Annotated in this window: 20 protein-coding genes; 16 read left to right on the top strand and 4 right to left on the bottom strand. The window is 62.0% G+C overall.

All coding sequences use genetic code 11. The features are described from left to right. Positions 1 to 8: 8 nt before the first annotated feature. Positions 9 to 1412 carry a class II 3-deoxy-7-phosphoheptulonate synthase gene (locus ACFRJ9_RS15720; RefSeq protein ID WP_377669712.1) on the top strand — a complete coding sequence of 468 codons (1404 nt, stop codon included), beginning with the start codon at positions 9 to 11 and terminating at the stop codon, positions 1410 to 1412. 55 nt (positions 1413 to 1467) lie between these two features. On the opposite strand, the gene pknB is transcribed toward ACFRJ9_RS15720, so the two are convergent. After that, positions 1468 to 3534: a Stk1 family PASTA domain-containing Ser/Thr kinase gene (gene pknB, locus ACFRJ9_RS15715; RefSeq protein ID WP_377669710.1), complete on the bottom strand. Its 2067-nt coding sequence runs from the start codon at positions 3532 to 3534 to the stop codon at positions 1468 to 1470. Positions 3535 to 3610: 76 nt separating this feature from the next. Further along, complete coding sequence (locus tag ACFRJ9_RS15710) at positions 3611 to 4945, bottom strand: LysM peptidoglycan-binding domain-containing protein (RefSeq protein WP_377669708.1); 1335 nt, start codon at positions 4943 to 4945, stop codon at positions 3611 to 3613. A 258-nt stretch (positions 4946 to 5203) separates the two neighbouring features. On the opposite strand from ACFRJ9_RS15710, the gene ACFRJ9_RS15705 reads away from it, so the two are divergent. Then, positions 5204 to 5557 carry an Rv2175c family DNA-binding protein gene (locus ACFRJ9_RS15705; RefSeq protein WP_377669706.1) on the top strand — a complete coding sequence of 118 codons (354 nt, stop codon included), beginning with the start codon at positions 5204 to 5206 and terminating at the stop codon, positions 5555 to 5557. A gap of 111 nt (positions 5558 to 5668) precedes the next feature. On the opposite strand, the gene ACFRJ9_RS15700 is transcribed toward ACFRJ9_RS15705, so the two are convergent. Both ACFRJ9_RS15700 and ACFRJ9_RS15695 read right to left on the bottom strand, forming a co-directional pair. Beyond that, positions 5669 to 6742, bottom strand: coding sequence for a polyprenyl synthetase family protein (locus ACFRJ9_RS15700; protein ID WP_377669916.1), 1074 nt, complete (start codon positions 6740 to 6742; stop codon positions 5669 to 5671). 17 nt (positions 6743 to 6759) lie between these two features. Next, a complete protein-coding gene (locus ACFRJ9_RS15695) occupies positions 6760 to 7344 on the bottom strand; it encodes a hypothetical protein (RefSeq protein ID WP_377669704.1) in 585 nt (194 codons plus the stop codon). A 74-nt stretch (positions 7345 to 7418) separates the two neighbouring features. Between ACFRJ9_RS15695 and dinB the strand changes: the two genes are divergently transcribed. From dinB to ACFRJ9_RS15625, 14 genes are all read left to right on the top strand, one after another. Next, positions 7419 to 8681 (top strand): DNA polymerase IV, encoded by a 1263-nt coding sequence (gene dinB / locus ACFRJ9_RS15690; RefSeq protein ID WP_377669701.1) that lies wholly within the window; start codon positions 7419 to 7421, stop codon positions 8679 to 8681. A gap of 238 nt (positions 8682 to 8919) precedes the next feature. Continuing rightward, entirely contained in the window at positions 8920 to 9288 is a 369-nt protein-coding gene (locus ACFRJ9_RS15685; protein ID WP_377669698.1) for a DUF3040 domain-containing protein, read from the top strand. A 440-nt stretch (positions 9289 to 9728) separates the two neighbouring features. Beyond that, complete coding sequence (gene mraZ / locus ACFRJ9_RS15680; RefSeq protein WP_377669696.1) at positions 9729 to 10160, top strand: division/cell wall cluster transcriptional repressor MraZ; 432 nt, start codon at positions 9729 to 9731, stop codon at positions 10158 to 10160. A 137-nt stretch (positions 10161 to 10297) separates the two neighbouring features. Then, positions 10298 to 11326, top strand: a complete 1029-nt coding sequence (rsmH, locus tag ACFRJ9_RS15675; protein WP_377669693.1) for a 16S rRNA (cytosine(1402)-N(4))-methyltransferase RsmH — start codon at positions 10298 to 10300, stop codon at positions 11324 to 11326. After that, the gene (locus tag ACFRJ9_RS15670) at positions 11323 to 11973 is read left to right on the top strand and encodes a hypothetical protein (protein ID WP_377669690.1); all 651 of its coding nucleotides are present in this window, start codon (positions 11323 to 11325) and stop codon (positions 11971 to 11973) included. Before rsmH ends, ACFRJ9_RS15670 begins: the two co-directional genes overlap by 4 nt. Positions 11974 to 12072: 99 nt before the next feature. Next, positions 12073 to 13812 (top strand): peptidoglycan D,D-transpeptidase FtsI family protein, encoded by a 1740-nt coding sequence (locus tag ACFRJ9_RS15665; protein ID WP_377669913.1) that lies wholly within the window; start codon positions 12073 to 12075, stop codon positions 13810 to 13812. 100 nt (positions 13813 to 13912) lie between these two features. Then, complete coding sequence (locus ACFRJ9_RS15660) at positions 13913 to 15547, top strand: UDP-N-acetylmuramoyl-L-alanyl-D-glutamate--2,6-diaminopimelate ligase (RefSeq protein ID WP_377669687.1); 1635 nt, start codon at positions 13913 to 13915, stop codon at positions 15545 to 15547. Between the two features lie 6 nt (positions 15548 to 15553). Further along, positions 15554 to 17044, top strand: a complete 1491-nt coding sequence (gene murF, locus ACFRJ9_RS15655; protein WP_377669685.1) for a UDP-N-acetylmuramoyl-tripeptide--D-alanyl-D-alanine ligase — start codon at positions 15554 to 15556, stop codon at positions 17042 to 17044. Then, complete coding sequence (gene mraY / locus ACFRJ9_RS15650; RefSeq protein WP_377669683.1) at positions 17041 to 18150, top strand: phospho-N-acetylmuramoyl-pentapeptide-transferase; 1110 nt, start codon at positions 17041 to 17043, stop codon at positions 18148 to 18150. Before murF ends, mraY begins: the two co-directional genes overlap by 4 nt. Next, positions 18132 to 19721 (top strand): UDP-N-acetylmuramoyl-L-alanine--D-glutamate ligase, encoded by a 1590-nt coding sequence (murD, locus tag ACFRJ9_RS15645; RefSeq protein WP_377669681.1) that lies wholly within the window; start codon positions 18132 to 18134, stop codon positions 19719 to 19721. The genes mraY and murD overlap by 19 nt, the downstream gene beginning before the upstream one ends. A gap of 2 nt (positions 19722 to 19723) precedes the next feature. Next, entirely contained in the window at positions 19724 to 21025 is a 1302-nt protein-coding gene (gene ftsW / locus ACFRJ9_RS15640; protein ID WP_377669679.1) for a putative lipid II flippase FtsW, read from the top strand. Positions 21026 to 21031: 6 nt separating this feature from the next. Then, the gene (gene murG / locus ACFRJ9_RS15635) at positions 21032 to 22150 is read left to right on the top strand and encodes an undecaprenyldiphospho-muramoylpentapeptide beta-N-acetylglucosaminyltransferase (RefSeq protein WP_377669677.1); all 1119 of its coding nucleotides are present in this window, start codon (positions 21032 to 21034) and stop codon (positions 22148 to 22150) included. Continuing rightward, on the top strand, positions 22147 to 23517 hold the full coding sequence (gene murC / locus ACFRJ9_RS15630; protein WP_377669675.1) for a UDP-N-acetylmuramate--L-alanine ligase: 1371 nt from the start codon (positions 22147 to 22149) through the stop codon (positions 23515 to 23517). The genes murG and murC overlap by 4 nt, the downstream gene beginning before the upstream one ends. Then, complete coding sequence (locus ACFRJ9_RS15625) at positions 23510 to 24463, top strand: FtsQ-type POTRA domain-containing protein (protein ID WP_377669673.1); 954 nt, start codon at positions 23510 to 23512, stop codon at positions 24461 to 24463. The genes murC and ACFRJ9_RS15625 overlap by 8 nt, the downstream gene beginning before the upstream one ends. The last annotated feature ends 179 nt before the right edge of the window (positions 24464 to 24642 follow it).

The raw sequence follows: 24642 nt of genomic DNA, 5'->3' as shown, positions 1-24642 counted from the left end.
CTTGTAGGGTGACTGAGCTAACCGCGAACACCGCACCTTCTGCAGCAGATCCCCTCGCCAGCACCGCCCAGAGCGGGGCGGCAAACTATCCGGGGCTGGATGCCTGGCGGGACCTGCCCATTTCACAGCAGCCCACCTGGTCTGACGCTGATGTCTTCAAGGCTTCCGTCAAGGAACTCTCCGTTGTCCCGCCCTTGGTCTTCGCTGGCGAAGTGGACGTTCTCCGTGAACGACTCGCCGCTGCCGCCCAAGGCAAGGCATTTCTCCTGCAGGGTGGCGACTGTGCCGAAACGTTTGAGGCAGCCACGGCAGACAAGATCAGCGCCCGCGTCAAGACGATCCTCCAGATGGCCGTTGTACTCACCTACGGCGCCGCCATGCCCGTCATCAAGATGGGACGCATGGCAGGCCAGTTCGCCAAACCGCGCTCGTCCAATGACGAAACCCGCGACGGCGTAACGCTTCCTGCTTACCGCGGCGACATCGTCAACGGTTACGATTTCACCCCTGAATCCCGCGCGCACGATGCTGGCAGGATGCTGAAGGCCTACCACACGTCGGCTTCCACGCTGAACCTCATCCGGGCCTTCACCCAGGGCGGTTTTGCCGATCTCCGCCTCGTTCACCAGTGGAACAAGGGCTTCACCGAGAACCCGGCACACGCCCGCTACGAGTCGCTGGCCCGAGATATTGACCGCGCCATCATGTTCATGGATTCCTGCGGTGCTGACTTCGAGGCACTCAAGCGCGTGGAGTTCTTTGCCAGCCACGAAGCGTTGCTCCTCGACTACGAGCGTGCACTGACTCGCATCGACTCCCGCACCGGCTTGCCTTATGACACTTCTTCGCACTTCCTGTGGATCGGTGAGCGCACACGCGAACTCGACCACGCCCATGTCGATTTCCTTTCGCGCGTCCGGAACCCCATTGGCGTCAAGCTCGGTCCGTCAACCAGCGGCGACGACGCACTCCGCCTCATCGACAAACTGGACCCGAACCGCGAACCTGGCCGCCTCACATTCATCACCCGCATGGGCGCCAAGAACATCCGCGAAAAGCTGCCGGCCGTCGTCGAGCGTGTTACCGCCTCCGGCGCCCAGGTGCTGTGGGTTACTGATCCAATGCATGGCAACACGGTGACCTCGCCCAATGGGTACAAGACCCGCAACTTCGACGACGTCATCGATGAAGTACGCGGCTTCTTCGAAGTCCACCACTCGCTGGGAACCGTCCCGGGCGGCCTGCACGTCGAAATGACCGGCGACGACGTCGCGGAGTGCCTGGGTGGCGCCGACCCGATCGACCAGGACGCCTTCCTGGACCGCTACGAGTCGGTGTGCGATCCGCGCTTGAACCACATGCAGTCCCTCGAGATGGCCTTCCTCGTTGCGGGAGCCCTTTCCAAGAGGTAGCAGAACAAGAAAGGCACGGTCCGTTGAAACGGACCGTGCCTTTTTTGGCGGGAACCTAGACTACCGTCAGAGTCACTGGATCCCCTTCGGGTTTTTCGGTATTTACGGGGTTCTGATCGCGGACTGTCCCAAAGAATCCACCCAGGATTTTGATTATCTCTACCTTGAAGCCAAGCTTTTCCAGTTCTCGCTTAGCTTCATCTGCTTGCTTGCCGATGAAGCTGGGGACCTTGACCATCTTGGGGCCCTTGGACACCGTCAGTGTTACCGTATCGCCCTTGATGAGGGTGCCGTTGGCAGGGGACTGGGACACAATGGCGCCCTTGGGGACCGACTTGTCGTTGACCGTTTCGGGAGCGACCACGGCCTTCAAACCCGCATCCTGAATGGCCTTGACGGCTGCGTCCTGCGCCTGGCCACGTACGTCCGGTACCGGAATGGGCTGCGGTCCCTTCGAAACCACCAGGGCCACGGGAGTACCGTGCCGCGCCTCCGTGCCCTTAGCGGGCGTCTGGGAGATCACGACGCCGGCCGGAACCTTTTCGTCGAAAGCCTCCGTGACTGTGCCCAAGGCCATTTCTGCGGCATTGAGGGCCGTTTTGGCTTCGTCCAAAGTGCCGCCGGTCAGCCCTGGAAGGGCGAACAGTTGTGCTCCCTTGGAGACCAGGAGAGTGATGGGTTGAAACTTCCGGACTTCTGCCCCGGATTCCGGCTGGGTTCCGACGGCGAGTCCGGCCTGGATATCGTCATCGAAGACATCACGCGGCTCGGACTGGAACCCCGCTGTCCGGAGCAGCTGTTGCGCTTCGGCCACGGTCTTGTGCTTGACGTCCGGCACTGTGCCCGGTGAACCAGGCCCCATTCCGAAGAACCATCCGGCGGTCGCCGCAAGCAGTGCAACGATCACGATCACTACGGTCCAGATGATGCCACGGCGTCGGGGATTGCCTTCACGGAGCGGGCGAACCGGAGTTGCTGCTGCCCGCGCGCGGTCCTTGGCCTGTTGCCGTTCGATTTTCTTCAATTCCCGTTTGCCGGGCTGACGCAGGTCCTGGTCGATGTCGGCGCCCGCCGCATTGGCCTTGGACAGCTGGAGGGCTCCACCGCCTGCGGCTGACATGACGGTGGTGGGGTTGTTCTGATGGGAGATGAATTCCGTGGGTGAGGCTGTAGTGGCCATGGCCTCCGTCGGATTCCCGGCGAGGCTGCCAACAGTGGCAGTTGCCGCAGTGGAGGAGGGCCGTCGTGATGAAGATTGCCTGTGATCCAACTGCTCGTCGGTCAGGGTGGTCCGGATATGGCGCAGCTCTGACAGCAAGGCGGAACCGTCCACAGGCCTGTTCTCTGCTTCCACGGCCGTGCACCACTGCACCAACTCGTCAAGGTCCTGGGCAAGGCCCGGTGCGGCTTCGGAAGGACGACCCACCACGGCGTTGACGTGCTGGTAAGCCACCTGAATGGGTGACTCTCCGGCGTAGGGTTGCTTGCCTGTCAGCATTTCGTAGAGCATGATGCCCGCCGAATAGACATCACTGCGGGCATCTGCGGCCTGGCCCAACACCAGCTCAGGAGCCAGGTAGGCCACTGTGCCGATCAGGGCGCCGGTACTCGTATTGGCTGAAACCGCCCGGGCCAGTCCGAAGTCGCCGACCTTGATACGGCCGTCGTCGGCGATGAGGACGTTCTCGGGTTTGATGTCCCGGTGGATCAGTCCTGAGCCGTGCGCAGCCGCCAAGCCTTCAATGACCGGATCGATCAATGCGAGGGCCAGGCGGGGAGGCAGTGCTCCCTGTTCGTCGAGGACGTCGCGCAGGGTGTGTCCCTTGACGTACTCCATGACGAGATAGGCGATGTGGCCGTCCTCGCCTTGGTCCAGCACGCCAACGACATGAGGATGTGAGAGGCTCGCTGCGGCCTTGGCTTCACGGCTTAATCGTTCCAAGAACGTTTGGTCGTTGGCGAGGTGCGGATGCAGGACTTTGAGGGCCACGTCGCGCTCCAGGCGCTGGTCCGTGGCCAGATAAACAGTGGACATCCCACCCTTCGCGAGCCGGGAGCGGACCTTGTAGCGCTTGTCCACGATGGTCCCGATGAGGTGGTCCTGCGTTGGTTCTTGCACCATACGATCCTAATCGAGACAGGGAAGGGGCCCGAATCCATAAAAGATCCGGGCCCCTTCCGAGGTGCTTTGACGGGGCTCAGCCAAAGGTGCGCTGGCGTGCCTTGATCGACTCGACGTAGCGCTTGGTGTCGTCGTACATGCCGTACTTGCTGACCGAGTACTGGCCTTGGTAGTAGCCTGCGATCGCGGTGTCCAGGTCCTTGCTCGTGGCGATGAGGGCCCGAATGATGGCCACGCCTGCTGTGGCGTTGTCGTACGGGTCAAGGAGGTTGAGCTTGCGGCCCACAAGATCGGAAGCCCACTGACCGGACGACGGAATCACCTGCATGGTGCCGATTGCGTTCGCTGGTGAAACTGCCCGCTGGTCAAAACCGGATTCCTGCTCGGCAAACGCCAGGGCCAAGGACGGGCTGACACCCATACGACGGGCAGTATCTGCCACGATGGTCTTCATTTCGGCGCGGGTGGGCACCGGGGAAGCATTCAGCAGAGCCTTGTTTTCGTTGGCTGAACTTACAACGGCGGGCGGGTACGTAAAGCCCAGGAACGTGCTGGGGACCAACGGCTTGGTATCACCGGCCGGCTGCAGGCTGGTGCCGGGGATGGTGAGCTTCTGGCCGGGGTAGATCACGGTGGTGGCTGTCACGTTGTTGGCGGACATCAGTGCGGCCAAAGAAACGCCGTGCCGTGAAGCAATGGAGCTGAGAGTGTCGCCGGCTTTGATTGTGTACGAGCCGGTGCTGGCAACGGGAGCGGGCGTCGGAGCAGGCGTCGGTGTGGCCGGTGCCGTAGGCGCGGATCCGCCGCTGACCTTGATCTTCTGTCCCGGGTAGATGATGGAGCTTCCGTTGAGGCCGTTCCAGCTGAAGATGCTGGACAGCGGCACCCCGTGCTTTGCGGCGATGGCACCCAAGGTGTCGCCTGACACCACCGTGTAGATCGTGGCATTGCCCGCGGTGCTGGGTGCTGGAGGAGCGATGGGCTGCGCCGGCGTGGCGGGCGCCGTGCCGGTGAGTTTGATGCTCTGTCCCGGGTAGATCAGCGTGGTCGCAGTGAGCTTGTTCAGCTGTAGCAGGGCCGAGGTGTCCAGGTTGAAACGTCGTGCGACAGCGCTGATCGTGTCGCCGCGGACGATCGTGTAGGTGTCCGGGACGGACGGAGCCATGGGGCGCAGGGCCGCAGGAAGGGTCGCAGCCACCGCCTGGGCAGGTATGACCGTGCCGGCCTGGGCGGCCTGGGCTTTCATGGCGGCTGCCAGCGTGGCCGGAATCTTACGTGGTTGCGGCGCCGGCGCTGCCGTGGACGGCTGGGCCAGGGCAAGCGAGGACAAAACCACGGCGGGAAGCGCAGCCGTGGTTGCCGCGATAAGGGGCATGCTCATGGTTCGTTTCGGCGAGCGGGGCGTCGTCATGAAATGTGTCCTCATCTCGAACAGCGGGGCTTGTTGTTATCGCTGTTGTCAGTGTTACCAATGTTACTGATGTTATCAATGGTGCAAGTGTGATCAGTGTGAATCTCTCACACTTATTCATTCGGCACAACAATTCCCCTCGTTCGGGATTGTTCAATCCAATGTGTTGCCAATAAATTGCGGCTTTATGCCGATCCGCCGACTGCGGCGTGGGACTCCGGCTAGGCGCCGGGCAGGGCGGCGTGGCAATCTTGATCCGTGAGTAATGTAGAAAGCCTTGTTTCCGACTGGCTGCCACTGCCGGATGTTGCCGAACTGTTGGAAGTTTCCATCACCAAAGTCCACGGACTTTTGGATGAGCGTGCGCTGGTCGCCATCAGGCGGGGAGAGCGGAATATCCGTTCGATCCCGGCCTTGTTTATCCAGGATGGGCACGTTGTTGACAGCTTGAAGGGAACTATCGCGGTTCTCAGCGATGCCGGTTACAACGACCAAGAGCTGATTGTCTGGCTTTTCACCGCGGACGAATCTTTGCGCGGGCGCCCGATTGATGCCCTGCGCGAGGGCCGAAAGACTGAGATCAGGCGCCGCGCCCAGTCCCTGGCCTGGTAACAGCGTCGCCTTAACCACTATGCACTGAAGTGACGCGGACGACGGCGGTAATTGACCGCCGTCGTCCGCGTCATGCCCGGCTCGGGGCATTGAGTGTGTTGCCGGCTGTTCTCAGGCAGCCCGGCTGACGGCGGCTTCGGCCAGCTGCCTCAGTGCCATGAGGGGTAGTTCCTCCACCGGCAAGGTTTCCAGGGCATCAAAAGCATTGTTGCTCAGTTCTGCGATGAGCGATTCCGTCGCATCGAGGGCTCCGCACTCAACAATGATCGTTCGAATCCGGGTGACGTCATCTTCACCCAGGTCCGGGTCTCCCAGAATGCGGTCGAGGTAGGCGGCGTCCGCCTCCTGTGCTTGGTTGATGGCAAAGCCAACCAATACCGTGCGTTTCCCTTCCCTGAGGTCATCGCCAGCAGGTTTGCCGGTAGTTTCCGGGTCGCCAAAAACGCCCAGGACATCATCCCGCAGTTGGAATGCCTCGCCCAGCGGCAGTGCGAAATCGGAATAGCCTTTCAGCAGCCCCTCGGGCGCCCCTGCCAGCGCTCCACCCAGGGCAAGTGGATGCTCGGTGGAGTACTTCGCGGACTTGTACCGAATGATTGACTTCGCCCGGTCCACGGATCCAGCTTTGTCCCGGACAGGCCCTGCCACTTCCTCCAGGATGTCGAGGTATTGCCCCGCCATCACTTCGGCCCGCATGAGGTTGAAGATCTGCCGGGCCTTGCTTCCTGAGGCGGCCCGGGATCCGATTTCCGTGAAGGATTCCTCGCTGAAGGAAAGGCATAGATCGCCGGTCAGGATCGCGGCGGCGTGACCGAACCGTTCGTTGTCCAGCGCCCAGCCATTCATCTCATGGAGTTGGCTGAACCGCTTGTGCACGCTTGGCCCGCCGCGGCGGGTATCGGAGCGGTCGATGATGTCGTCGTGAATCAAGGCGGCGGCTTGGAAAAGCTCCAGCGCGCACCCTGCAGTAACAATGCCCGGATCATTGGCTGATCCTCCTGCGCCCCTCCAGCCCCAGTAGCACATCAGTGCACGCAGGCGCTTTCCACCTGTGACCAGACTCGATATCGACCCGATCAGCGGAGCAACATCCGGAGAAACCGTGGCCATGAGCGCCTGCTTTTCCGACACGAACTCATTTAGCTTGCCGGCAACTCCATTAATGAACTGCGTCTGCTCTGACATGACGAGGGCGGGGACGGTCACTTGATGGACCCGGCCGCCACGTTGGCACCGATGGTGAACGTGGAGACGCCCTCCTTCTGCCTTACTGAGACGTTCACAGTTTCACCGTCACCGCGAATGAAGTCGATCGAGGTGACATTGCCAACAGCTTCGGGTCCGGGGACCACTGCGAAACCCTGGGCTTCCAAGGAAGCCTTGTAGTAGTCCACAACGCCTTCCGGCGGGGCCTTGACGGTGCCGACGAGCGCCACTGTTGCCAAGGAAGCGTTCTTATCGAAGCTGCTGGAACGTACGGACGTCTTGGGCATGACCGGGATGAGCTGTTCAGGGAAGCCTGGCACGAGTGCGCCCACTGTTGCTGTGGCCCCGGCCGCGGGCGTTTCGGAGCCGGATGCGGTTGAGCTGGCGGACGCGGACGCAGAACCGGAAGGGGATGAACCGGGTGTTGCCGTCGACGACGATGGCGCCGACGGGGTGGAGGTCCCCGACGGTGATTGTCCTGCTGAACCGCCGGGTGACGGGGTGCAAGCCGAGACCGCCACGGCGATACTCACTGCGAGCAGGGCAAACCCTCGCGATTGAGGAGTTCCAAAGAGCTTCACAGGGGTATCCTTCCTTGGGCTGACGCCGGACTGTGCCTCCAGTTTAGTCAGTGGCCGGGCATAGTATTGCCGTTGTGAGTCAGGAAGCATTCGGAGGTGCCCAGGGCGCGGGACATGAGCCCGCCCGTAGCGCCGGAGAAACCCTGCGGGAATTGAGGCGAACCAGCATTCTTCACGTGGATATGGACGCCTTCTTCGTCTCGGTCGAACTCCGCAGCCGCCGCGATCTTGTCGGGAAGCCGGTGATCGTCGGCTTCCCTGCAGAACGGTCGGTGGTGCTTTCCGCTTCCTACGAGGCCAGGGCCATGGGAGTGAAGTCTGCAATGCCGATGGCCATCGCCATGCGGATGTGCCCCAGTGCGGTGGTCATCAACCCACGCCATGCGCTGTACTACGAGGTCTCTTCGCAACTGATGGAGATCTTCGGGTCGATCACGGATTTGGTGGAGCCGCTAAGCGTCGACGAAGCGTTTCTGGATGTCGGGGGAGCGATTCGCCGGCTTGGATCACCCCTGGACATAGGCCACCTGATCCGCCAAAGGGTGCAGTCCGAACTTGGGATCACGGCATCGGTGGGGATCGCCGGTACCAAGTTTGTGGCCAAGATCGCATCCACCAGATGCAAGCCTGACGGCATCCTCCAGATTGATGCCGCTGACACCATTGCGTACCTGCATAGCCTTCCTGTAAATGCTTTGTGGGGTGTCGGAGGAAAGACCGCCGACGTCCTGGCGCGCCTGGGTATACGCACCGTGGCTGACGTGGCGGCAACGCCATTGGCATCCTTGAAGAAGGTCCTGGGGGCCAGCGGGGAGCACGTTCACCGTCTGTCAATGGGGGTTGATCCGCGGCCAGTGACGCCCACAAGGCTTGAGAAGAGCATTGGGGCGGAGGAAACCTTCTCCACGGACACGGCGGACCAGGCCCTCCTGCACAGGGAGTTGCTGCGTTTGTCGCATCGCACGGCGGCCCGGCTCCGCGCCTCCGGAATGCTGGCAAGGACGGTTGCCTTGAAGTTGCGTTATGCCGATTTCTCAACAGTCACGCGCAGCCGAACGGTGCAGACGCCCGTAGATAGCGCACAGTTGATTTACCAAGTCGCCGTTCAACTCATGGAGTCATTGGGACCCCGTTCCATGAACGTCCGGCTTGTCGGCGTTCGCGCGGAGCAACTGGAACCTGCGGGACAGACTTCCATGCAACTGAGCCTGGACCGCCGGGACGATAATTGGCGCGCCGCAGAGCAGGCGTTGGACCGCGTTTCCGAACGTTTTGGGTCTAAGACGTTGCTTCCGGCAAGGCTCTTGGAACCAGGCAAGCCGTCGGAAGGGCCGTAGGAGACCCGACGGGTGCCCCAACGCTCCCTGCGCGTCTTTCAGAACGGCGTCGGACAAACTATCCTATTTATTACAGAGATTTATATCGTCTGGACAAACTGTTTCCAGAACAGTCGGTCCCCGGATGCCCGCTGAACCAAGAGGGGATTTTGGGAACGTTTTTCTTGTTCCGATCGTTCTGGAAACAGACGCACAGGACGCGTTGTGTCCGGACGCTGGCTGACTAAAGGAGGTCGCGATGCCCCTCTCGGAGCATGAACAGAAGCTGCTTGAGCAACTTGAGAAGCAACTTCATGAGGACGATCCGAAGTTTGCCAACACCATGGGTTCGGATCCCATCCGCAGCTGGTCTACCCGGCACGTGATAATCGGTGTTCTTGGCGCCATCGCCGGCATTCTTTTGCTGCTTGTCGGCGTATCGATGCAGGCGATCCCCATCGGGGTACTCGGCTTCGTCGTCATGGGTGCGGGCGTGTATTTCGCCACGTTGCGCGGCGCCGCCTTCGGCAAGGCCCGCGGCGGCAAGCCCGGCAAGACCAAATCCAAGAGCTCGTTCATGAGCAGCCTGGAAGAGCGCTGGGACGAACGGCGCCGCGACGACAACTGATACTCCGCGGAGGCTTTGCAGCCGACAACGAAATCCATACTGAGTCAACTACGCCCCGAATGCCAAAGGGGAGACCTAAAGACCCGCCATGCGGGTCTTTTCGCGTTTAAGGCCCTCGTTGCGGCCGCCAAGGCCCCTCCACTTCCCACCACGCGTTTTACTTCCCGCCACTGCCGCGAGACGTGACGGCGCCGGGGGCCGATGTTGTGGCCCGCAGTCGATGGCGGTTCGCCAGGGACTGGCCGGACTTCCAAATTGCCCTCCACTTACATCCCGGCCCGGAAAACCGCGTGTTTCCAAGCAGCGTGAAAGTCAAAGTGGTGGAGAAACGCCCTCTATTGCGTTGACTGTGGGGCGTTGTGGAGTAAAGTGGAGCGCATAAGAGGGTAGTGGCAGTGTTGGGTACGTGCGGGCACCTTGATTGAGGGGCGGTGGGGCCAGTGTTTCTTGGTACTCACTCGCCGCGTCTCGATGAAAAGGGCCGAATCATACTTCCCGCCAAGTTCCGCGAGGAGCTTGCTGCGGGGCTGGTCCTCACTAGAGGCCAGGAGCGTTGCATCTACGTCTTCAGCCAGAAGGAATTCGAGCGCATTCACGAATCGATGCGGGAGGCGCCACTGTCTTCCAAGCAGGCTCGTGATTACACCCGGGTTTTCCTGTCCGGGGCCTCTGATGAGGTACCTGACAAACAGGGTCGCGTGACGATCCCGCCGGCGCTCCGTGCCTATGCGGGGCTCGATCGGGAACTGGCAGTGATCGGTGCCGGCACCCGGGCGGAGATCTGGGATGCAACTGCTTGGGACGAATACCTGAACGAGAAGGAAGCAGCCTTCTCGGAAACGGATGACGACAATCTGCCCGGGTTTATCTAACCGGTCGGATGGGGTGGGAACCCCGGTTCTTGAATGGGATCTCCAGCCGCCCATCGAACTGTCTTCCTGGCTCAACTTCCCCTGAGCCAGGCCGACGGAACGATAGGCGCGGATGGGGATCCGATTCAAGAAACAGCATGGAAGCAACTGAGGAAAGAGGAGGCAGCGTGGAAGAGCAGGACGCGGCAAAGCCCACATCGGAGCGCCACGTACCCGTCCTGAAAGACCGCTGCATTAATCTCCTTGCTCCCGGCTTCGAGGCAGCCAGGAAACGTGGCGAGACTCCAGTGGCCATCGATGCAACCCTCGGCATGGGTGGACATTCCGAAGCCATGCTTCAGCGCTTCCCCGATCTTCACCTGGTGGGGATTGACCGCGATGAAGAAGCACTGGCCCTCGCTGGCGCCCGGTTGGAAACCTTCTCCGGCAGGACTGACCTGGTCCACGCGGTTTACGACGAGATCGAAGACGTGCTGGCAGACCTCGGTATTCCCGAAGTCCACGGCATCCTGATGGACTTGGGCGTGTCATCGCTCCAATTGGACGAGCGTGAGCGTGGTTTCGCCTACTCCTACGACGCTCCTCTGGACATGCGGATGGATACCAGCCGCGGTCAAACCGCGGCCGACGTCGTCAACAGCTACAGCGAAGAAGAACTTGTACGGATTATCCGCAAGTGGGGCGAGGAAAAGTTCGCCGGACGGATCGCCAACAGGATCGTGAACGCCCGGGCCGAGAAACCATTCGCCACCACAGGCGAACTTGTGGAGCAGATTCGAAGCGTTGTTCCCGCCGCCGCAGCCAAGAGCGGCGGGCACCCGGCCAAACGGACCTTCCAGGCTCTGCGGATCGAGGTCAACGAGGAACTAGACGTCCTGGAGCGCGCGGTTCCAGCAGCTGTAGCGGCTACCGCGATGGGCGGACGGATCGTGGTGATGTCCTATCACTCGTTGGAGGACAAGATCGTCAAGTCCGTCTTCCAGTCAGGATCAAAGTCCTCCGCGCCTCTTGGGTTCCCGGTGGAACTTGAAGAGCATAAACCCGAATTGAAGACCATCACCAAGGGCACGGAAGTGCCGACGACAGCAGAAATCGCCGAGAACCCCCGCGCGGCGTCCGCCCGATTGAGGGCCGTGGAGCGCATTAAACCGAGGAGAGAAGCATGAGCAACGCCGCAGCGAAGACACTGCCCTCCGTGGTTGGCAACACTGCCCGGGCGCTCTCGGTTCCTGCCGGGAAGCCCGACGTCGGACGTAAGTCACGCACGCCGCTTGCGCTCGTGCGCAGCGCACCAGGACGTCGCAGGACGCCGTTCGTGGTCCTGTGCTTCGTAGCCATGGCTGCGGCCCTGCTGACGGTGCTGGTTTTGAACATCTCTGTCTCGACAGCCCAGTACCAGTTGGTCCAGCTCAAGGCGGAGGCTGCCACCTTGAACAAGGAAAACCAGGATCTGACACAGAAGAAGCAGAACTTCGAGGCTCCCCAGAATCTGGCGGCGAAGGCTGCAGAATTGGGAATGGTCCCGTCCACTGTCAAAGGCCAGATTGATGTGAACACCATGACGGTCACCGGCAAGGCGACACCGGCCGTCAAGGGAGACAACCCTGGCGCGTTGCTCGCCCCGCCGGCAGTTGCGGGCCTCCTTGATGTCGTTCCGTCCGTTACCACCAAGGACCCGCTGGAAAACCTCAAGCCGGTTACCCCGCCAGCTGCTCCGGCTCCGGCTGCGAACCCGACACCGGCGGCAACGCCGCCGGTGGAGCTCAACGGGGGATCGGTCCCGGCACCCCAGCAGAAGGCACCAGGGCAGTAGTTCATCAGTCCACAGAAGCAAAGCCAGCAGCAAGGAATCAACGTGGCTCAGAACCCCGGCAAATCGAAAAAGACGAAGGTGCCGGCGGCGAGGAAGAGGCTGCGGGTCGGCCTTGGCATCATGCTGACCTTGCTGCTGGTAGTGGGCGGCAAGCTCTTCATGGTCCAGGGCCTGGATGTCGGCGGCATGGCGGAGGCGGCTCTGGCCAACAGGCTCAAGCCCATGGTTTTGCCGGCCGAACGCGGAAGCATTGTGGATGCGAACGGCACGGTCCTGGCAAGCAGTGTCATCCGATACAACATCGTGGTGGACCAGGTCCAGAACACGAACACCGCGACCTTCAAGCGGTACAACGAGAAAACCGAAGAGCTGGACGTCATCACGCGTGACCAGGGCATCTCGGAGCTGGCCACCTTGCTGGGGGCGGATGAAAGCACGATCCGTGCATCCCTGACCGGCGATAAGAAGTATGCCGTGGTGGCCAAGGACGTCAAGCCGGAGCTCGAAGACCGCATATCCAAACTCCTGGTCCCGGGTATCGCCGCTGAGGGTGTCAGCAAGCGCGTCTACCCCAACGGCAGTATCGCCGGCGGGGTGGTCGGCTTCCTACAGGACGGAACAACCGGGCAAGCGGGCATCGAGCAGACCCAGGACGAAATCCTCCGCGGAACCGAGGGCAAGCGCGTGTTCGAGATCGGCGCTGACGGTCTGCGGATTCCCGTCGCCACAGATGAGCTGACGCCCGCGGTGGACGGGAGTGACGTCAAGCTGACCATCAATACGGACATTCAGTACTTTGCTCAGCAGGCCATCCAGAACCAGGTCAGCAAGATGAATGCCGAGTGGGGTTCCATCGTGGTGATTGACACCAAGACGGGCAATCTCATCGCCTTGGCGGATACGAATGCCCCGGATCCCAACGATCCCGGAAAAGTCGATGCCAAGGACCGCGGCGTGCGTTCGGTGACCGCTGCCTATGAGCCGGGGTCGGTGCAGAAGATGATCACTGCTGCCGCCGTCATCGAAGAAGGCAAATCCAGTCCGTTGGACCACTTCACGATTCCGCCGTCCTACACCATTGATGGACAGACGTTCACGGACGCATTTGAACACGGCACCGAAGAACGTACGTTGGCAGGCATCCTTGGCTGGTCCATGAACACTGGGACGGTGATGGCAGGAAGCAGGCTTACCAAGGAACAACGGTACGAGTGGTTGAAGAAATTCGGCGTTGGTGAGCAGACTGACATCGGCCTCCCTGCTGAAGCTACGGGCATCCTTGCCAAGCCGGAGCAGTGGGACGACCGCCAGCAGTACACAGTGCTTTTCGGGCAGGGTGTTTCACAGTCGACTTTGCAGACAGTCCGCGCGTTTCAAAGCATCGCCAATGACGGCGTGATGCTCCAGCCGAGGTTGATTGACAGCTACATCAGCCCTGAGGGAGTGGAGCAGAAGGTTCCGGCCAAGGACTCCCGCCAGGTTGTGTCCAAGGGCACGGCCCAGCAGGTGCGGGACATCCTGGAAAGTGCTGTGACGGAAGGGCAGATCAAAGACGCGGCCATCGACGGGTATCGCGTAGGCGCCAAGACAGGAACGTCGCAGGCCCCACGGGAGGACGGCCTTCCTGGCTTCGACGGCTACACGGCCTCCATGGTGGGCATGGCGCCCATGGACGACCCCCGGTTTATCGTGGAAGTCGTGTTGCAGCGTCCGAAGGGCAACATCTACGGCATTACCAACGGTCCGGTGTTCCGCTCGGTCATGTCGCAAGTCCTGCGGACCTACAATGTTCCTCCGTCAACCGGAACACCTGCGCGGTTGCCGCAGTTCGTCAAGTAAGCTTCTTGGGCGTCTGTTTCGGCCAAGATTGATCCACCACAACGGCCCGGGCGCCGCTGGCCCCCGGCCGGTCGTTCCACGAGCACCAACGGAGAACCACGTGTCAGAGCACAAAGAGGCAGCTTCCAATGCCACGACGCCGGATGCCGGCCGATCCGGCTTCCGTCCCGAATCCGTGGCGGCAGTGCCATTGGCCACCATCGCGGAAGCCCTCGGTGTAGCTGTGCCGGATGGCGACGCAACAGGAGTGACGGGTATCACGCTTAATTCCAGGGCCGTTGAAGCCGGAGACCTCTACATGGCGTTGCCGGGTGCCTCGCGCCACGGTGTGGACTTTGTTCCCCAGGCAGTCGAGGCAGGTGCGGTGGCCGTCGTTACGGACGACGCCGGGGCACGCCAGCTCGCGCTGGCCGGTGAGCAGCCGGTTCCGGTTCTCATCGTCGCTGAGCCGCGTACCGTCGTCGGGCGCCTGGCCGCTTTGGTCTACCGCAGCCAGCCTGCGGGTGAACGCTTCCCGTCGCTGTTTGGCGTCACAGGTACCAATGGCAAGACCACTACCACCTACTTCATCAACTCGCTTCTGCGGGCCTTGGACAAGAAGCCCGGGCTCATTGGAACAATCGAGATCCTCGCTGGCGGGGAAGCGATCCCAAGTCTGCTGACGACGCCGGAGTCCACAGACGTCCATGCATTGCTTGCCCTGATGCGCGAACGCGGCCTGGACGCAGCGTCCATGGAAGTCTCCTCCCATGCGATCTCCTACCACCGCGTGGACGGGGTGCTGTTCGATGTCGCGGGGTTCACCAACCTCACCCAGGACCACCTGGACCTGCACGGCAGCATGGACGAGTACTTCCGGACCAAGGCTGAGCTGTTCACGGCGGCAAGGGCGCGCCACGCCGTAGTCACCATCGATGATGACTGGGGGTTGCAGCTTGTGGAGCGGGCTGACATCCCGGTCACCACCCTGTCCACGAAAACCGGCAGCCGTGAAGCTGACTGGCAGGTGGCTTCGACCACGGCGCGCGGACTGGGCTCGGAGTTCGAGCTTCGGCACCGTGAGGGGCGCACCTTGCGCGTCCACACGGGTCTTCCTGGTGACTTCAACGTGGCCAACGCGGCGTTGGCTACTGTCATGGTGCTGGCCTCGGGCGTTGATCCGGAGACGCTCCAGCGTGCCCTTGACACCCATGATCCCTTTACGGTGGCCGTTCCCGGCCGCATGCAACTCGTCTCCACGAATCCGGCTGCCGTTGTTGATTTTGCCCACAACCCCGATGCCCTGGAACGTGCCCTGGAAGCCGTGAGATCACCCCTGGAGGGGTCCCGCGTCATTGTGGTGTTCGGTGCTACAGGCCAACGCGACCAGGGCAAGCGGCCCACCATGGGAGCCATCGCAGCGCGCTTGGCAGACATCGTGATCATCAGCGACGACGACCCCCACGACGAGGACGCCGCGGCCATCCGCGCGGACGTGCTGCAGGGAGCCGAAAAAGCCCGTGAAACCGAAAAACTGAGCACCGAAATCATCGAGTCCTACCCGAGGGATGCCGCTATCCGCCTGGCGGTGGAGATGGCCACGGAGAAGGACACCATCCTCATCGCCGGACGCGGCCACGAGGTCTGGCAGGAGGTCAAGGGCGTGAACCTGGCCCTCGACGACAGAGTGGAGTTGCGGGCCGCCTTGACATCCAAGGGATTCAGCGTTTCAACGGACCAGCGGATAGAGTCCTAAACCGAGATGATTGCACTTACTGCGGCGGATATCGCCGACATCACCCATGGCCGTTTGACGGGAGACAGGGACATCGTGCCCCTTTCCGTCGTTACTGACTCACGGGAAGCGACCCCCGGTTCGCTGTACGTGGCCAAGCCCGGCGAGCACGCCGACGGCCACGACTTCGTCGACGCCGCTTTCGAGCGGGGAGCCGTTCTGGTCCTTGCCGAACGTGAAGTCACCGACGCCGACGGCAATCCGTACCCCGCCGTCGTCGTTAACGATGCCGTCCTGGCCATGGGCGCACTCGCCGCGGAAGTTGTCCGGCGCATTCGTGCCGAACGTGCGCAGCGCGGCGAGGACTTTACGGTCATCGGCATCACCGGATCCGCCGGGAAGACCACCACCAAGGACCTGCTGGCCGGTGTATTGTCCGCAGCCGGGGCGACCGTTGCGCCGCAAGGCTCCTACAACGGTGAGGTGGGGGTGCCCCTGACGGTTTTTGCCGCTGGCACCGATACCCGCTTCCTTGTCATCGAAATGGGCGCCACGGGCCTGGGGCACATCAAGTACCTCGCCGACATGGTCAAGCCGGACATTGGCGTTGTCCTCCTGGTTGGCACGGCACATGCGGGCGAATTCGGCGGCGTCGAGAACATCGCCAAGACCAAGGGCGAACTCGTCGAGGCCCTCAGCGAGCACGGCACGGCGGTGATCAACCTCGACGACGGCCGCGTAGCTGCCATGCGCTCCCGCACCAAAGCGCGGGTCCTCGGCTTCACCGCATCGCCGGCAACCACTGAAGAAGTGGAAGCCCGCAATGTGGTGGTCAACGCCCAAGGCCACCCCGACTTTGATCTTGTCCTGCCCGACGGCGGACCTTCAGTTCAGGTGCGAAGCCGCCTGATCGGTGGTCACCACGTGACCAACCTGTTGGCTGCCGCGGCAGCCTCTTTCGCCGCGGGTATTCCCGCCGCGGACATTGCACTGGCGCTCAGCTCACAGTCCGCAGCCAGCCGTTGGCGCATGGAGCGCATCGAACGCGCAGACGGCGTCACCATCATCAATGACGCCTTCAACGCCAACCCGGAATCCATGAGGGCGGCGCTGCGCACCCTGGCCGATCTTGGACAGGGCAGGCGGACCTGGGCTGTGCTGGGAGCCATGCTCGAGCTGGGGGAGGACTCCATTCGAGAGCACACTGCTGTAGGTACCCAAGTGGTCCGGCTCAACATTTCCAGGCTGGTAGTTGTTGGTCGCGAGGCCCGCGCACTCTATGTTTCCGCCATCCAGGAGGGATCCTGGGGGGACGAATGTTCTTTCGCCGAGACGGTGGAGGAAGCCTACGAACTCCTGCAAAGAGAGCTGGAACCCGGTGACCTGGTCTTGTTCAAGTCCTCCAAGCGCGTCGGGCTAAGGCAGTTGGGCGATCGGATAGCATTACCTCCACGGGCCGAGTCCATCGGGGATAGCGCGGCTGAAGCTGCCGCAGACGAAGGGAACGAGCTGCTGTGATTGCACTTTTGATCGGCGCCGGCGTCGCCCTTCTGGTAGCCCTCATAGGGACGCCCCTGTTCATCAAGTTCCTCGTAGCCAAGAGCTACGGGCAATTCATTCGCGATGACGGACCTACCTCGCACCACACGAAGCGCGGGACACCCACCATGGGCGGAACCGTAGTTGTTGCTGCCGTGCTGGTCAGCTACTTCGTGACCCACCTCATCATGTGGATGATGAACCCGAGGTCTCCGGGTCCGTCTGCGTCGGGCCTCCTGCTGCTCTTCCTCATGGTCGGCATGGGCTTCGTGGGCTTCCTCGATGACTTCATCAAGATTTCCAACAAGCGCAGCCTTGGCCTCAACGCCCGGGCCAAACTGATCCTGCAGGCAGCCGTAGGCATCATCTTTGCGGTGCTGGTCCTGCAGTTCCCCAACGAAGACGGGCTGCGGCCGGCTTCAACGCAGATTTCCTTGGTGCGCGACATTCCCTGGCTGGATCTTGCCTTTGGCGGAACCATCCTGGGGGCCATTCTTTTCGTCGTCTGGTCGAACCTGATCATCACCGCGGCCACCAACGGTGTCAACCTGACCGACGGCCTGGACGGTCTGGCCGCGGGTGCGTCCATCATGGTCTTTGGTGCCTACACGATCATGGGAATCTGGCAGAACAACCAAGCGTGCGGATCTCCGAAAGAGGCAGGCAGCGGTTGCTACCAGGTGCGCGACCCCATGGACCTGGCCTTGCTGGCAGCGATCCTCAGTGCGGCGCTGGTGGGATTCCTTTGGTGGAACACTTCACCGGCAAAGATCTTCATGGGAGACACAGGATCCTTGGCCATCGGCGGCGCTGTGGCCGGCTTCGCGATCCTGTCGCGCACGGAACTGTTGCTGGCCTTCATCGGCGGACTTTTTGTCCTGATCACCCTGTCCGTCATCATCCAAGTGGGCTTCTTTAAGCTCAGCGGCGGGAAGCGCGTCTTCAAGATGGCACCACTTCAACACCACTTTGAATTGAAAGGCTGGGCGGAAGTCACCGTAGTGGTGCGCTTCTGGATCCTCGCAGGTCTCTTCGTGGCTGCCGGCCTTGGGATCTTCTACGCTGAATGGGTGGTGCTGCTGTGAACGGAAACCCGGAGACAACGCCGTCGGCCTATGACCGGCTCAAGGACCTGACCAGCTGGGATGCTGACTGGCGTGGTTTGCGCGTTGTAGTGACAGGCATCGGCGTGTCCGGCTTCGCGGCCGCGGACACCCTGATTGAGCTTGGGGCCAAGGTCGTGGTGGTTGACGCAGCGACCTCTGCCAAGGCCGAAGCACAGGCGGATACGTTGAAAATCGTGGGTGCCGTGGATGTCCTTCTGGGCGATGACGCAGTAAGCGTCCTTCCCTTGATCGATGGCGAGAAGCCTGAGCTCGTGGTGACGTCGCCCGGGTGGCGTCCGGACCAGGCATTGCTTGCTGCCGCCAAGCGCAAGCACATCCCTGTGTGGGGCGACGTTGAATTGGCGTGGCGCCTCAGGGAGAGGGCTGGTCGCAAAACTGCGGACTGGCTCACGATTACCGGTACCAACGGCAAGACCACCACGGTGGGAATGACGGAGTCCATGCTGCAGGCAGCGGGACTCAAGGCAATCGCGGTTGGCAACGTGGGAACGCCGATTCTTGACGCCCTCCGGGATCCAGTGGACTACGACGCCTTCGCCGTCGAACTCTCCAGCTTCCAGCTGCACTGGAGCCACTCGTTGTCACCTGAAGCAAGCGTGTGCCTCAACGTGGCAGAAGACCACGTGGACTGGCACGGCTCCTACGCATCCTACTTGGCGGACAAAGCCAAGGTATATGAGAACACCCGCAAGGCTGCGATCTACAACGCGGAGCAAATCGAGACCGAACGCATGGTGGAGAACGCCGACGTCGTCGAAGGATGCCGTGCCATTGGCTTCACAACGAATTCGCCTGCCGTCAGCATGCTGGGTGTAGTGGACGGATTGCTGGTGGATCGTGCATTCATCGCCGAACGCAAGGACTCCGCTGCGGAACTGGCTGCGATGAGCGACCTGGGACCTGTGGCACCGCGACACATGGTGGCCAACGCCTTGGCGGCTGCCGCATTGGTACGTGCCTACGGGGTGGAGCCTGCGGCAGTGAAGCAGGGTTTGATCAACTACTTGCCCGGTGCTCATCGCATCCAGCTTGTGGCCAATCACCACGATGTCCTGTGGATCAACGACTCCAAGGCCACCAATCCGCATGCTGCATCCGCTGCTCTGTCTGCGTTCCAGAAGGTTGTCTGGATTGCCGGCGGCCTTTCCAAAGGCGTCAACTACGACGAACTGGTCAAGGAGCACGCCGGCCGGTTGAAAGCCGTGGTGCTCATCGGCACCGACACCGAGGCGTTGGAGGGCTCCCTCCAACGACACGCACCGGATGTCCCCGTGATAGCGCAACCCAAGGGCGACACTGAAATAGTGCAGACCGCAGCCGGTAACGCCGCTTCGCCAATTTTTGGTGAAACCATCATGGCCCAAGCAGTGGCGTTGGCCGCAGGCGTCGCAACATCAGGCGACACCGTCCTCATGGCGCCGGCGGCTGCATCGATGGATCAGTTCTCTTCCTACGCTCACCGTGGCGACGCTTTTATCCAGGCAGTTCGCGAGCTTGTGGAAGGGCAGGCACAGACCACCAAGGAGTAACAATGGTCAGCACGCCCACCCGCACCCGCGGCAAAGAAACGCGCGGTGCGAAACCCAAGGCTGCGCCCACTGCCGGCGACAAGCCCAAAGGGCTCCGCGGCCATTTGCGTGGTTTCTGGGACGGCCTTGAGGGCAAAGGTAAGGCGCCCAACAGCTCCACCTATTACCTGATCCTTGGTTGTGCGTTCGCATTGACTGCTATCGGCGTGATGATGGTACTTTCTGCATCCAGCGTGGAAGCGATCTCGGAAGGCAAGTCACCGTATGCGGACGCCCTGAAGCAAGCGATGTTCGGCGTTGTCGGTCTTATTGCGATGTACGTGATCTCAAGGACCAACGTCAGCTGGATGAAGAAACTGTCCTGGTGGGGACTCGGTGCCGTCGTCGTGCTCCTGGTAGCCGTCCAGGTGTTCGGACGCAGTACGTTGGGCAACCAGAACTGGATCGACATCGGCGGCATCAGTATCCAGCCGTCGGAAGTCTCCAAACTGGTGCTATGCGTCTGGATTGCCGCTGTGCTGGCCCGCAAGGAAAAGTATTTGCACCGTTGGATGCACGTCATTATCCCGGTCATCCCCGGGGCCATCCTGGTCCTTGGGTTGATCTTGGTGGGTAATGACCTTGGAACGGCAATCGTTGTCATGGCCATCGTTGCTGCGGGACTGTATTTCGCCGGAGTTCCGACCAAAATGCTGGCGATCGCCGGGGTGATCGGCGCGGTCGGTGCGACGGCAATGACGGTCATCAGCCCGAACCGGATATGCCGCGTCACTGCGTGGCTGGGCATTGCCGGGGATTCGTGCACCGCAGATTCCGACTTCACCTACCAATCGACCAACGGCATGTATGGCCTGGCCCAAGGCAGTTGGACAGGGCTGGGACTCGGCCAGAGCCGGCAAAAATACAACTGGCTGCCGGAAGCGCACAACGACTTCATCTTCGCCATCATCGGCGAGGAACTGGGGCTGGTGGGCACCGTGGTGGTCTTGGTCCTGTTCGCCATTCTGGGCATCGCGATTTTCCGCGTGGTGGTCCGGCAAACGGATCCGTTCCAACGTACGCTGGCGGGCGGGATCATGGTGTGGCTGCTGGGGCAGGCCAGCATGAACATGGCAGTGGTAACGCAGTTGCTCCCGGTCATTGGTGTTCCCCTTCCCTTCATTTCCGCGGGTGGTTCTGCGCTTGTGATGTCGCTGTGCGGCGTGGGCGTAGTGTTGTCCTTGGCCCGAGGCCAGCTGCCACCGCAGCAGCGCCCCCGGTTCCTGCCGCGCCGTTTCTCCAAGACCGCACGAAAGCGTACATAGCACTTCATGACTTTTGATTCCTCCCACGCGTCCAAACCCCTCTCTGTAGTCCTTGCGGGCGGGGGCACAGCCGGGCATATCAGTCCGCTGCTGGCCATTGCCGACGCAATCAAGGCCAAGCGGCCGGACGCTGCCATCCTGGCTGTTGGTACGCCGTCGGGCATGGAGACACGGCTCATTCCCGCGGCCGGGTACGAGCTCGCGACCATAGACCGTGTTCCGTTTCCGCGGCGGCCCTCTGCTGACCTGCTGAAGCTGCCGGGCCGCTTGAACGCGGCCGTCAGGCAGGCGCGGAGCATCCTGGAGGAAGCGCACGCGGACGTCCTGGTGGGGGTGGGTGGTTACGTCTGCACGCCCATGTACCTTGCTGCCCGGAAACTCAGGATTCCGATCGTTATCCATGAAGCAAACATGCGGGCGGGCCTGGCCAACCGGGTCGGAGCCAGGTTCAGCCACTACGTTGCCGTGGCGTTTGCCGGCACGCGGTTGCGCGGAGCGCGCCACGTCGGAATGCCCATGCGTGCTGCCATCTCTGGACTCGACCGGACTGCGGCCGGCCCCTCGGCGAAGGCGTCGTTGGGCCTCAGTCCGGATCGGCCCGCGTTGATCGTCACCGGCGGATCCTCGGGTGCCTTGAGTATCAACCGTTCCATCGCCGCCGCCTTGCCCGCCCTGGCTGCGGCCGGCATCCAGACCCTTCACATCACGGGGAACGGCAAAGCTGTCCACAACGACGACGGCGGCCTCCTCGCCGCCGAAGGCTACCGCCAGGTTGAGTACGTGGACGGGATGGAGAACGTCTACGCAGCCGCAGATGTCCTCCTGGCCCGTGCAGGCGCCGCAACCGTCAGCGAAGTGGCCGCAGTAGGCGTTCCGGCCGTCTTCGTACCGTTGCCTATCGGAAACGGGGAGCAGGCGTTGAATGCGGGCGCATTGGTGGCCTCCGGTGGTGCCCTCCTGGTGGATGACAAGGACCTCAGCCCCGGGTGGCTGGAGGCCGAGCTCATCCCGCTCCTCTCCGACCGCGGAAGGCTCGACGAGATGGCCCGAAAGTCCGAAGCCCTTGGCATCAGAAACGCCGATCAGCGCATGGCTGATCTTGTCCTGGAAGCGGTATCCGCATGACGAACAACATTGCTCCCCTCGACACCCTTGGTCGCGTCCACTTCATCGGGATCGGCGGCGTGGGGATGTCAGCCGTGGCCCGAATCATGGTGTCCCGGGGCGTGCCCGTGAGCGGCACGGATGCCAAAGACCTCCCGGTGATGCACGACCTCTCATCGGCCGGTGCCCGCATTGCCGTGGGGTACGACGCCGGAAATCTGGGTGATGCCCAAACAATCGTCGCTGGATCGGCAATCCGGGCGGACAATCCCGAACTCATGGCCGCGCGTCGAGCAGGGCTGCCTGTGCTGCATCGCTCCGAAGCCCTGGCTGCCACCATGGCCAACCACCGCGTGGTCACTGTGGCCGGCACGCACGGAAAATCGACCACCACCTCCATGATTGCCGTCCTGCTCAAAGAGGCCGGAGCCGATCCTTCGTTCGCCATCGGCGCCAATGTACCGGCACTGGGCGTCAACGCAGCTCACGGATCCTCCGACATTTTCGTGGCCGAGGCCGATGAATCGGACGGGTCGTTCCTCAACTACCGGCCACTGATCGCGGTCGTCACCAATGTCGAAGCCGACCACCTTGACCACTACGGCACACCGGAAGCCGTCTTCGCTTCCTTCGACAAGTTCACGGCCCTCCTGCCTTCAGGGGGAGTCCTGCTGGCCTGTGCAGACGATGCCGGTGCCCGTGCGCTGGCCGAACGCACGGCTGCCAACGCCTCCACCCGGGTACTGCTGTACGGCACAGCGGAAGACGCCGACATCCGGCTTCACGACGACGGCCCGGGCGAAGTGTCGGTGGCCATCGGCGACGACGTGCACAAACTCGCTCTGCAAGTGCCGGGACGCCACAATGCGCTGAATGCGGCTGCCGCCTTCGCCGTTGCCGTTGAGCTGGGTGTGGACGCCGAGGCAGCTGCCACGGCACTGGGCCACTTCACAGGCGCCTCGCGCCGGTTTGAACTCAAGGGCCAGGGGAGGGGAGTGCGGGTCTATGACGACTACGCCCACCACCCCACCGAGGTCCGGGCAGCCCTCTCGGCAGCTCGTTCAGTGGCAGCGGGAAACAAAGTGCACGTTCTCTTCCAGCCGCACCTGTTTTCGAGGACCCGTGAATTTGCGGCCGAGTTCGCCTCGGCGCTGAACACGGCCGATACCGCCTTGGTCCTGGACATCTATCCAGCGCGTGAGGACCCCATTCCGGGTGTCACCAGCGCGTTGATTGGAGATCAATTGTCCACGGGCCGCTTGGTTGCGGGCGGAGAAGCCGTGGACGCGTTGATGGCAGCAGCAGGCGAGGGCGACGTCATCCTGACTGTGGGAGCCGGCGACGTGACGGCCTATGGACCCGTGATTGTGGAGGCTTTGGGTGGCTAGCACCCGCAAGCCGACGTATAAGCCCGGAGCGAACGCCAGCCCGTCGGCTTCGGTGCGTTCCGGGACAGGCAGTCTCAAAGCCCGGGAGTCCTCCGGAGTCATCAGCGCGCAGCGCTCCCTGGAGCCGGAGGTATCCGCGCCCGCGTCGGCCGGGAAGGTCGCGAAACCTGGAAAGACCGCCAAGCCGACGAAGTCCGCCAAGCCGGAAAAGTCCCCTGCTCCGGGCAATGTCATCGTTTTCCCCGAGCCTAAGGGCCGGCGCAAGCGCAGGGCTGTTGTGTGGACTGTCTCGATCGTGGCTGCCCTGGTTGCGGTTCTACTTGCAGGAGCGGTGTACTCACCGGTTCTTGCTGTCCGGACCATAACGGTGGATGGCACCACCATCCTGACTCCCGACGCCGTGCAGAAGGCATTGTCGGATCTTGAGGGCAAGCCCTTGCCTCAGGTGAGCGAGCAGGAAATCAATGAACTCCTGAAACCACTGGTCCAGGTCCGTTCGGCAACTATGGAGGCGCGGCCGCCGTCGGAGTTGCTGGTCCATGTGAACGAACGTGTGCCGGTCGCGTTGTTGAAGCAGGGCGAGTCCTACGTGATGGTAGACGTCGATGGCGTGCAGTTGGGCGCCACGAAGGATTTGTCCGCGGTGGCCCTTCCGTTGATCGATGCGGGCGCCGGCGCCACGAACACCGAATTGTTCAAAGCCATAGCTTCCGTCCTCGATACCCTGCCTGCCGATGTCCTGGCCAGGATGTCCACTGCCTCCGCGGCGTCTGCGGATGCGGTGGAGCTGAAACTGGTGGACGGAAAGACGGTAGTGTGGGGCAATGCCGAGGACAGGGAACTGAAGGCGAAGGCACTGGAAGCGCTGCTGAAAATGCCGGCGGACCCCAAGGTTCCCGTGAACGTCTATGACGTCAGTGTTCCGCGGCATCCATTCACTAAATAGGCAGCGTTGAGAAGGTAACCTGCGACCGCCGGTGGCTTTATTTCGCGACAATCACACGACACGCGCAAGCGGTCATTGCATGTGCGAACCAGAGGAAATACCGTCGCAGTAGAGTTACTTGACATAACTATAACCTTCAACTAGAGGGTTAAGGTCCAAGTATTCAAGTTGGACTCGAT

This window comes from Paenarthrobacter sp. NPDC056912 (assembly GCF_042786555.1).
Classification (GTDB): Bacteria; Actinomycetota; Actinomycetes; order Actinomycetales; family Micrococcaceae; genus Arthrobacter.
This window is presented reverse-complemented; position numbering and strand designations above follow the sequence as displayed.

Coding starts and splice junctions, on each gene's coding strand:
- pknB (WP_377669710.1), bottom strand. CDS start 3,534: ATGGTGCAAGAACCAACGCAGGACCACCTCATCGGGACCATCGTGGAC.
- ACFRJ9_RS15710 (WP_377669708.1), bottom strand. CDS start 4,945: ATGACGACGCCCCGCTCGCCGAAACGAACCATGAGCATGCCCCTTATC.
- ACFRJ9_RS15700 (WP_377669916.1), bottom strand. CDS start 6,742: ATGTCAGAGCAGACGCAGTTCATTAATGGAGTTGCCGGCAAGCTAAAT.
- ACFRJ9_RS15685 (WP_377669698.1), top strand. CDS start 8,920: ATGCCCCTCTCGGAGCATGAACAGAAGCTGCTTGAGCAACTTGAGAAG.
- rsmH (WP_377669693.1), top strand. CDS start 10,298: ATGGAAGCAACTGAGGAAAGAGGAGGCAGCGTGGAAGAGCAGGACGCG.
- ACFRJ9_RS15670 (WP_377669690.1), top strand. CDS start 11,323: ATGAGCAACGCCGCAGCGAAGACACTGCCCTCCGTGGTTGGCAACACT.
- murF (WP_377669685.1), top strand. CDS start 15,554: ATGATTGCACTTACTGCGGCGGATATCGCCGACATCACCCATGGCCGT.
- murD (WP_377669681.1), top strand. CDS start 18,132: ATGGGTGGTGCTGCTGTGAACGGAAACCCGGAGACAACGCCGTCGGCC.
- ftsW (WP_377669679.1), top strand. CDS start 19,724: ATGGTCAGCACGCCCACCCGCACCCGCGGCAAAGAAACGCGCGGTGCG.
- murG (WP_377669677.1), top strand. CDS start 21,032: ATGACTTTTGATTCCTCCCACGCGTCCAAACCCCTCTCTGTAGTCCTT.
- murC (WP_377669675.1), top strand. CDS start 22,147: ATGACGAACAACATTGCTCCCCTCGACACCCTTGGTCGCGTCCACTTC.